The sequence below is a fragment of the Streptomyces sp. NRRL S-495 genome (genome assembly GCF_000966955.1).
Taxonomy (GTDB): Bacteria; Actinomycetota; Actinomycetes; order Streptomycetales; family Streptomycetaceae; genus Kitasatospora; species Kitasatospora purpeofusca.
The window spans coordinates 1-262 of record NZ_JZWY01000616.1; the positions used below are offsets into that span (position 1 = coordinate 1).

Annotated in this window: 1 protein-coding gene; it reads left to right on the forward strand. The window is 67.2% G+C overall.

The window, feature by feature from the left end:
- Nucleotides 1–262 (forward strand): chitinase C-terminal domain-containing protein (locus VR45_RS28965; RefSeq protein WP_045942814.1); only part of this gene is annotated, 262 nt, incomplete at both ends.

The following is a 262-nucleotide window of genomic DNA, read 5'->3' on the forward strand; positions in this document are numbered from 1 at the left end:
CTCCCTCGACCTGCCCACCTCGATGCCGCCGATCGTCAAGGACAACGACTACAAGGAGATGAAGGGCCTCACACCCGGCCACACCGGCCCCAACACGGGCGGCCTCAAGGGGGACTTCCACCGGCTCACCCTCACCCTCGGCTACTGCGAGGACCTGGCGCCGGGCAAGTCCCGGGACATCGACCTGAAGTACTACCTTCCGGTCACCGGGCCGTCCAATGTGACGTTCAGGATCGGCGGCCGCGAGTTCGGCTCCACCGGG